The sequence below is a fragment of the Actinomadura sp. NPDC048032 genome, assembly GCF_040653175.1.
Classification (GTDB): domain Bacteria; phylum Actinomycetota; class Actinomycetes; order Streptosporangiales; family Streptosporangiaceae; genus Spirillospora; species Spirillospora verrucosospora.
This window is the reverse complement of record NZ_JBEZJP010000443.1, coordinates 1-6820: the sequence shown is the minus strand read 5'-3', so window position 1 is coordinate 6820 and position 6820 is coordinate 1. Positions and strand designations below refer to the sequence as shown.

General features: G+C 68.8%; 6 protein-coding genes. 2 read left to right on the top strand and 4 right to left on the bottom strand.

All coding sequences use genetic code 11. From position 1 onward, the window contains the following. The 4 genes from AB0C69_RS35790 to AB0C69_RS35775 all read right to left on the bottom strand — a co-directional run. Positions 1–211 (bottom strand): hypothetical protein (locus AB0C69_RS35790; protein ID WP_360359790.1); only part of this gene is annotated, 211 nt, incomplete at its 3' end. Beyond that, the gene (locus AB0C69_RS35785; protein WP_360359787.1) at positions 192–860 is read right to left on the bottom strand and encodes a hypothetical protein; all 669 of its coding nucleotides are present in this window, start codon (positions 858–860) and stop codon (positions 192–194) included. The genes AB0C69_RS35790 and AB0C69_RS35785, both read right to left, overlap by 20 nt. Beyond that, complete coding sequence (locus AB0C69_RS35780; RefSeq protein ID WP_353833751.1) at positions 860–1744, bottom strand: methyltransferase domain-containing protein; 885 nt, start codon at positions 1742–1744, stop codon at positions 860–862. Before AB0C69_RS35780 ends, AB0C69_RS35785 begins: the two co-directional genes overlap by 1 nt. A gap of 132 nt (positions 1745–1876) precedes the next feature. Continuing rightward, a complete protein-coding gene (locus AB0C69_RS35775; RefSeq protein ID WP_268248247.1) occupies positions 1877–3088 on the bottom strand; it encodes a DUF6004 family protein in 1212 nt (403 codons plus the stop codon). 281 nt (positions 3089–3369) lie between these two features. Here AB0C69_RS35775 and AB0C69_RS35770 point away from each other — a divergent pair, with 281 nt between their 5' ends. Both AB0C69_RS35770 and AB0C69_RS35765 read left to right on the top strand, forming a co-directional pair. Then, complete coding sequence (locus AB0C69_RS35770; RefSeq protein ID WP_360359783.1) at positions 3370–4071, top strand: class I SAM-dependent methyltransferase; 702 nt, start codon at positions 3370–3372, stop codon at positions 4069–4071. Between the two features lie 347 nt (positions 4072–4418). Continuing rightward, the coding region (locus AB0C69_RS35765) for an ATP-dependent Clp protease ATP-binding subunit (RefSeq protein WP_360359781.1) at positions 4419–6820 on the top strand (2402 nt) is incomplete at its 3' end.

The following is a 6820-nucleotide window of genomic DNA, read 5'->3' as shown; positions in this document are numbered from 1 at the left end:
GCAGGACGGCGGTCCGCCGGTAGAGGTACCGGCGTCCCGCGGTGCGGCCGCGCGTCGCAGTCCGGACGAGCCCGGCGACCACGGCCGGCACCAGGGTCACGGCGACGATCGCCATCACCCGCGCGCCCCGGCCCGCGAGGGCGAGCGGCGCGGGGGCCTCGCGCACGGCGGGGGTCGGCTCCGTGCGCCGCTCAGCGCCTGTCGTCGTCATGGCTCTGCCTGCCTCCGGTGATTCCGGGCACCTCGATCGCCCGCAGCTGGAGGGTCGCGTGGTCGCAGTACCAGATCAGCTGGCCGTCCCAGGCGATCCCGGTGGGACTGCCGTTGACGGTGATCGACGCCACCTCGCGCCCCTGCTTCAGATCGACCAGGTTGATGGAGCATCCGCGGTAGTCGGCGTACGCCAGGTAGTCGTCGGAGACGGTGACCCCGGCGACCGGACGGCGCACCGGGAAGCTGGCGATCAGCCGCAGGTCCTCGACGCTTCGCAGGTCGACGACCTGGAGGTCCTCGTATCCCGTCCACACGCCCTGGCTCGTGGCCTCGAGCCCGCACAGGTGCCGCCCCGGCCGCGGGTTCGGCAGCTCGCCGACGACGTCCCCGGACTCGGGGTCGATGACCCGCAGGGTCCGCCGCTCGCCCACGACCTGGACGAGGCTGCCGCCGATGGTGGTCAGGTCCGTGCGGACGCCGGGGCACGGGATCCTCCGCACCACCTCGCCGGTCCGGGGGTCCATCGCCGCGATCTGGTTCTGCACGGCCTCGGAGTACCAGAGGTACTGCCCGGTCCAGGTCAGCCCGCACAGTTTCAGGCCGCCGCGAACCGGGATGTCGCGCACCGACCCCGCCGCGTAAGGCATCAGCGCCCTCCCTTCCTGCTGAGGCCGCACTCAAGCCGCCAGTCGGTGGCCACCCGCACGTCTTCGGGCCGGTGCATCCGGACGTGCAGCACGTCCCCCGCCGCCACCGCGGTGTGCCGCAGCGGCCAGATCCAGACCGCCCAGTTGCAGCCCGGATACGAGGGGAGGTTGGACAGCGTCACGCCCGGGGCGAGGGTGGCCGTGAAGTATCCGGCGATGGCGTGCAGCCGGCCGGCCCGGTTGATCGTCAGCCGCCGGCTCGGCCGCTGCTGCTCCCCCTTGCCGCCGCGCTGGTCGGCGATGGCCGCCGGCTCGCTGAGCAGCGTGGGCGGGCGCTGGAAGAAGTGCAGCTGGGCGGCTGGGGCTACAGATTCCTGAACCGCGTCCAGCCGGTAGCCGAGGAAGTCCTCGTTCCAGAGCCCCCAGCCCTCGCCGTCGAACTCGATGGCGGCCAGCCGGGTGACCAGCCGCTCCGGAACGATCCTGCCGCCGGGGGCGAGGTTGCGCCGCGCGAAGGAGCCGAGGACCTCCATCATCTGCTCCTCCGGCCCGAGGTTGCCCATCATCTCCGAGACCACGACGTCCGCCTTGACCGGCAGCCGTACCCGGCGCGCGTCCGCGTGGACGAGGGTGAGCCTGCCCTTGAGGTCGTTCTGCTCGGCGATCCTGGCCGCGACCTGGGCCATCTCAGGGTCGGCCTCGACGGCGTAGACGTGCTCGGCGCCGCACCGCAGCGCGAGCATGGACAGCGCCAGCGTCCCCGCCCCGACGTCGGCCACGACGCCTCCGGGCGGGATCGCGTCCTCCAGTGCCCGCTCGTAGGCCTCCAGCCGGGGCCGGTCGGCGAGCATCGCCTGGTGCATCAGCAGCAGTCGCTGGTCCACGACGCCTCCCCTTCTCAGGTGCCCGGAACGGCCGGCGGGGCGGGCCGCACGCGCGTCCCGGCGGGACTGGAACTATTGGAATTTCCATCAGATCCAGTCCCGCCGGTCGCGTCAAGAGGCTCGCGGGAAACCTCAGATGTTGACCGCCGCCGTCTCGCCGACGTGGGCGTCGCGCATCGCCAGCCGGACGCCGGTCAGCCGTGCCTTGACCGTGCCGTCGGTGGTGACGAGCGGCGAGTCCGCGCCGACCATGCGCAGCTCGCTGCCGGTGGCCTCGAGGTCCCTGAGCTTGCCGGACACGTGGGCGGGCCGGGCCGCGTACAGGTTGCCGTGCGGCGTGACCAGCTCGAACTCGGCGTCGATGTTCAGCTCGCTCGGGAACCTGACCCGGCTGAGGCTGTCCTCGGTGCCGTCGCCCAGCGTGCCGCCCGACGGCCGCGGCCAGCTGGCCCGCAGCATCACGCGGCCGCCGAGGGCCTCGTTGTGGCCGACCATGGCGACCCGGGCCATCTGGGCGAGCACGCCCTGGCCCTCGTCGTGCTTGTCGGGGCCGAACAGGAGGATCTCCGTGCCGGCGGCCTTGCGGTAGTCGCCCTCCAGCTCGATGACCTCGGTCTTGCCGTTGACCTCGACCTCGATCTGCCCCTCCAGGGAGACCTGCATGATCATGGAGGGGTCGACCAGCATCGACATGCAGGGGCCGGCGCTCGCGGCGAAGAACACCGTGGGCGTCAGGCCGACCGGCTCGTTCTGGTCGTTGGCCGGGTACCAGGCCTCGGGCAGGGTGGTCCCGCGGACCACGTTGGGCGCCTGCACCACGTCGAACGGACCGTCACCGCGCGGGCTGCCCAGGTACGGGCCGGTCAGCGGCTTCTTGTACGGCGGGATGCTGTCCACCACGCCGTAGATGTCGATGACGTTGCGGTGGGCCAGCCGCAGGGTGCTGGTCTCCAGGATGCCGAAGCGCCGGATGTAGAACTCGGCCGGGAAGTTCTTGCCCGGGACGATCTGGCGCACGTGGCCGGAGTTGGGGAGGAACGGGTTGGACAGCACCTGGATGCGGTCGTCCAGCTCGTAGCTGTACCCCTTGATGCCGACCTCGGGCGCGCTGATCAGCTCGGTCTCCAGCTCGGCGTGGCCCTTCTCGTCCACCCGGTGCTCGAAGCCCGGCATCGGCCACTTGTTCAGCTGGACGAAGCCGGACAGGTTGATGGTCTCCCGCCGGCCGGCGTAGTAGTCGTCGCCGAAGACGACGGTGGCCGCGGCGAGGATGTGCGGACGAATCGGCTTGGGTTCGAGGTTGAGGGACTCGTACGTCTCACGGAGAGAGCTCAAACCAGACACCTCCAGCGTCTGTCGAGAACGTGTGGTGGGCCACTGCCTGGTCCGCGGATCGATGACGGGGCCCTGTCGCTGAAGTTTTATATAGCGATTCCCCCTCGTCAACCCCTCCTCGGGACGCCTCTCCGCGGCCCGGGACGGCCGAGGATTTCACTGGCCACTTAACTGACCAGCTCAAAGCGAGCGCGACGAGAGAGTGGAGCCGGCGTGCGCGCCTTGGAAATGAGAAGGATGTTGCTACAATTTATTAAAGTTTCTCGGAGAACCGCGGAGGGACCGGGGCCATGTGCGCGCTCAAGACCACGCCGGTGACGGCGGAACTGTACGACTACCTCACGGCGCACAGCCTCCCCCCGGACGACGCGCAGCGCCGCCTCATGGAGCGGACCGCCCGGCTCGGCCCGGTGGCGCGGATGCAGATCGGGCCCGACGAGGGAGCGTTCCTGACGCTGCTGACCAGGCTCATCGGCGCTCGCCAGGCGATCGAGATCGGCACGTTCACCGGCTACTCGTCGCTCTGCATCGCGCGAGGGCTCGCCCCCGGCGGCCAGCTGCTGTGCTGCGACGTCGACGAGGAATGGGGCCGCATCGCCCGGGAGGCGTGGGAGCAGGCCGGGGTGGCGGACCGGATCCGGCTGCGGCTCGGCCCCGCGCTCGACACGCTGCGGGCGCTCGCCCCGGATCCGGTGTTCGACCTCGCCTTCATCGACGCCGACAAGGAGAACTACATCGCCTACTACGAGGAGCTGCTCCCGCGCATGCGGCCTGGCGGCGCCGTCCTGGCCGACAACGTCCTGTGGCGCGGCCATGTCGTCGACCCCGTCGACGACACTCCTCCCGAGGAGCTCTCCGCGACCAGGCGCGCGAGGGACGCCGACACCCGGGCGATCCGCGAGTTCAACGCCCATGTCGCCGCGGACGGCCGGGTCGAGGCGGTCATCCTCTCGATCGGGGACGGCGTCACGCTGATCCGCAGACGGGACTGACCGCGCTCGGAACGCTCATGCCCGACGCCCACCCGGTGCCGCGGGAGGACGGAGCCGCGCGGCGGCCCCGTCCGCGGGACGGCCGGGACGCCGCCGGGTGGAGCCCCGGCCGGCGCCGCGGGTACTCGTGCGGGCCGCCGGGCCGTTCGGCGGGACCCGGAGCCAGGGCGTCGACCATGGGATGGCTTTCGAGAGACATGGGTCCCCTCCAGGTCGAGGCCGTCGCGCGGACGGCCGGCCGGACCCGCGGCCTCCCGGACTCTTACGCCCATTGCGAACAGCCGCCGATCCTCGCCAAATCACTTTAGAATCTGATAGTAACCGGCGCCCCCGGGAGGAGCGAGGAGATGTTCGAGAGGTTCACCGACCGCGCGCGGCGGGTTGTCGTTCTGGCTCAGGAAGAGGCCAGGATGCTCAACCACAACTACATCGGTACCGAGCACATCCTCCTGGGTCTGATCCACGAGGGTGAGGGTGTTGCGGCCAAGGCTCTGGAGAGTCTGGGGATCAGTCTTGAGGCCGTGCGTCAGCAGGTCGAGGAGATCATTGGTCAGGGGCAGCAGGCTCCCTCTGGTCACATCCCGTTCACTCCGCGGGCGAAGAAGGTTTTGGAGCTGTCGCTGCGTGAGGCGTTGCAGCTGGGTCACAACTACATCGGTACCGAGCACATCCTTTTGGGGTTGATCCGGGAGGGTGAGGGTGTCGCGGCGCAGGTGCTGGTGAAGCTGGGTGCTGATCTGAACCGGGTGCGGCAGCAGGTGATCCAGTTGCTGCACGGGTATCAGGGCAAGGAGCCGGCGGCTTCGGGTGGTCCGTCGGAGGCGGCGCCGTCGACGTCGCTGGTGCTGGACCAGTTCGGTCGGAATCTGACGCAGGCGGCGCGTGAGGGCAAGCTCGACCCGGTGATCGGCCGGGACAAGGAGATCGAGCGGGTCATGCAGGTGCTGTCGCGGCGGACCAAGAACAATCCGGTGCTGGTGGGTGAGCCGGGTGTGGGCAAGACCGCGGTGGTGGAGGGGCTGGCGCAGAAGATCGTCAAGGGTGAGGTGCCCGAGACGCTCAAGGACAAGCAGCTCTACACCTTGGACCTGGGTGCTTTGGTGGCGGGGTCGCGGTATCGGGGTGATTTCGAGGAGCGTCTGAAGAAGGTGCTCAAGGAGATCCGGACCCGCGGTGACATCATCTTGTTCATCGATGAGCTGCACACGCTGGTGGGTGCGGGTGCGGCGGAGGGCGCGATCGATGCGGCGTCGATCCTGAAGCCGATGCTGGCTCGGGGTGAGCTGCAGACGATCGGTGCGACGACGCTGGATGAGTACCGCAAGCATCTGGAGAAGGACGCGGCGCTGGAGCGGCGGTTCCAGCCGATCCAGGTGGCCGAGCCGTCGTTGTCGCACACGATCGAGATCCTCAAGGGGCTGCGGGACCGTTACGAGGCGCATCACCGGGTGTCGATCACCGATAGTGCGCTGGTGGCGGCTGCGCAGTTGGCCGACCGCTACATCTCGGATCGGTTCTTGCCGGACAAGGCGATCGATCTGATCGATGAGGCGGGGTCGCGGATGCGGATCCGTCGGATGACCGCGCCGCCGGACCTGCGCGAGTACGACGAGAAGATCGCTGATGTGCGGCGTGAGAAGGAGTCGGCGATCGATGCGCAGGACTTCGAGAAGGCCGCGGCGCTGCGTGATTCGGAGAAGCAGCTGCTGGGGCAGAAGGCGCAGCGGGAGAAGGAGTGGAAGGCCGGCGACATGGACGTGGTCGCCGAGGTCACCGATGAGTTGATCGCCGAGGTGCTGGCCACCGCGACGGGGATTCCGGTGTTCAAGCTGACCGAGGAGGAGTCGACCCGGCTGCTGCGGATGGAGGATGAGCTGCACAAGCGCGTGATCGGTCAGGAGGACGCGATCAGGGCGTTGTCGCAGTCGATCCGGCGGACGCGGGCGGGGTTGAAGGATCCCAAGCGTCCGGGTGGGTCGTTCATCTTCGCCGGCCCGTCGGGGGTGGGCAAGACCGAGTTGTCCAAGACGCTGGCGGAGTTCCTGTTCGGGGACGAGGACGCGCTGATCCAGCTGGACATGTCGGAGTTCATGGAGAAGCACACGGTGTCGCGGCTGTTCGGTTCTCCGCCCGGCTATGTCGGGTATGAGGAGGGCGGTCAGCTGACCGAGAAGGTGCGGCGCAAGCCGTTCTCGGTGGTGCTGTTCGATGAGATCGAGAAGGCCCACCAGGACATCTTCAACTCGCTGCTGCAGATCCTGGAGGACGGTCGTCTGACCGATGCCCAGGGGCGGGTGGTGGACTTCAAGAACACCGTGATCATCATGACGACCAACCTTGGGTCCAAGGACATCTCCAAGGGCGTGTCGATGGGGTTCGCGCGGCAGAACGACGAGCAGGGCTCCTACGAGCGGATGAAGGCCAAGGTGTCGGAGGAGCTCAAGCAGCACTTCCGGCCCGAGTTCCTCAACCGTGTCGATGACACGGTGGTGTTCCACCAGCTCACGCCCAAGGAGATCATCCAGATCGTGGATCTGATGATCGCCAAGGTCGACCAGCGGCTCCACGACCGCGACATGGGCATCGAGCTGCGGCAGGAGGCCAAGGACCTGCTGGCGATCCGGGGCTATGACCCGGTGCTGGGGGCGCGGCCGCTGCGCCGCACCATCCAGCGCGAGATCGAGGACACCCTGTCGGAGAAGATCCTCTACAACGAGCTCAAGCCCGGCCAGATCGTCATCGTCGGCAC

What these genes read in the sequence shown, in the direction of transcription:
- AB0C69_RS35785 (WP_360359787.1), bottom strand. Translation starts at nt 860, where the DNA reads ATGCCTTACGCGGCGGGGTCGGTGCGCGACATCCCGGTTCGCGGCGGC.
- AB0C69_RS35770 (WP_360359783.1), top strand. Translation starts at nt 3,370, where the DNA reads ATGTGCGCGCTCAAGACCACGCCGGTGACGGCGGAACTGTACGACTAC.